Origin of the sequence: Hymenobacter rubripertinctus, from assembly GCF_003583925.1 — a bacterium.
GTDB classification, from domain to species: Bacteria; Bacteroidota; Bacteroidia; order Cytophagales; family Hymenobacteraceae; genus Hymenobacter; species Hymenobacter rubripertinctus.
On the sequence record NZ_QYCN01000105.1, the window covers coordinates 1 to 1,097 of the forward strand.

The window sequence follows — 1,097 nt, forward strand, 5'->3', positions numbered from 1 at the left end:
GCGCGTCGCCGGCGAAGTACTGCTGGGGCAGGGTGAGCGTCAGGTTCTGGGCTCCGCCGCACAGGGGCAGCTCGAGGGAGGCCGTGTTGTTGATCTGGGCCAGGATGCGCCGCCCGAATACCGATTTGATGACCACGCTGGGTGTATTACTGGGAGTGGCAGGGTCATACCCTACAATATTTCCATTAGCATCTCTTTTCGGCTTCTTGAGGCCTGGAGTGATTCTGCCCGATTCTCCGGCACCCCACGTTACCACATATTCGGCCTGTCCGTTGCTGATGGCGGGCGTAAATAACGAGCCACCAGTGGCGAAAGCACCCTCAATTTTATAATCGGCCGGAATACCAGTCAGCGTATACGTCATCGTCTGATTGGGGCAAACGCTTGGCGCATAATTTTGGAATGTTTGGGCCAATAGCGAAGTAATACTCAACGTCAAAATGACGAGCATGGCAGATGTTAACCGCCAGGTAAATGGTAAGAAATTTTTCATAATAAGAGCAGGAGAAAAAATAAAAAAATGAGAAAAGGTGTTAGCGTTCAACTGAATTGAAGCAGTAGTGCAGAGTTACTTGGCTAATGGGTTGTGAAAATATTCTGATGTTATTGTCCTTGGTAGCCGCACTGCCATAGCCTCTAATATTATTGTCGAGGCGAGTAAGTGAATTCCCACCTGAAACTGATGTATGAGAATACCGCATGGATATTGCTGATTCAGCACTGAAATACAAGTAAGTTTTTACTTGATAGCACACTGCTATTAGCGGACGTAGAAAAGTGGAATAGGTAGTAATATTATAGTCTGATTTGCGTAGGAATAAGGCAGAACCTCCATCTACATTAATCGCAGTAATTGCTTCGTCGCGGCGACGAAAACGGTCATACCCGGCCCCCATATCTAGGCCCACACAAGCTACCCACCGGCGGGCAATGCTTCTTTTCCATTCCCGGCCGATATAAGTTTGCAGGCCAAAGCTGTTCTCGTAGAAGGTGGGGTTGACGGCTAAATCACTGCTCTTATTGCGCCGCTCGTTTCGCAGGTCGAGCACCAACCCCAGACGCAACGCCTGATTGGGCTTGGTCTGGCGCTTATAAAG

2 protein-coding genes are annotated in these 1,097 nt (G+C 49.1%); both read right to left on the minus strand.

Annotated features, from left to right (window positions below; all coding sequences use genetic code 11):
- Positions 1-364: hypothetical protein (locus D0T11_RS22355; RefSeq protein WP_147374806.1), on the minus strand; the 364-nt coding region annotated here is incomplete at its 3' end.
- 169 nt (positions 365-533) lie between these two features.
- Positions 534-1,097: hypothetical protein (locus D0T11_RS22860; protein ID WP_182888569.1), on the minus strand; the 564-nt coding region annotated here is incomplete at its 5' end.